At 39.7% G+C, this 380-nt stretch carries 1 protein-coding gene and 1 pseudogene; both read left to right on the top strand.

The annotated features are described in order from the left end of the window. Positions 1–137, top strand: a pseudogene (locus C1G53_RS07365) (NeuD protein); the annotation flags it as partial. A gap of 8 nt (positions 138–145) precedes the next feature. Beyond that, positions 146–380 (top strand): cytidylyltransferase domain-containing protein (locus C1G53_RS07370; RefSeq protein WP_419579791.1); only part of this gene is annotated, 235 nt, incomplete at its 3' end.

A 380-nucleotide genomic window follows, 5' to 3' on the forward strand; every position in this document is an offset into this window, starting at 1 on the left:
ATATTGGAAGTGGTTCAACAGTGATTCAATGTATCGAGATTGCACCTTATACAACATTGGGGGCAGGGACAGTTGTTTTGAAATCGTTGACGGAGTCAGGGACCTATGTTGGTGTACCTGCTAGAAAGATTAAATAGGTGAATTGATGGAACCAATTTGTCTGATTCCTGCTCGGTCAGGATCAAAAGGTTTACCAAATAAAAACATGTTATTTTTAGATGGTGTACCGATGATTTTCCATACCATTCGAGCTGCGATTGAGTCTGGATGTTTTAAGAAAGAAAATATATATGTCAGTACTGATTCAGAGGTTTACAAGGAAATTTGTGAAACAACTGGGGTTCAAGTCCTCATGCGTCCAGCTGACTTGGCGACAGATT

It is taken from the genome of Streptococcus suis (genome assembly GCF_002960445.1).
In the GTDB taxonomy this organism is placed as follows: domain Bacteria; phylum Bacillota; class Bacilli; order Lactobacillales; family Streptococcaceae; genus Streptococcus; species Streptococcus hyiners.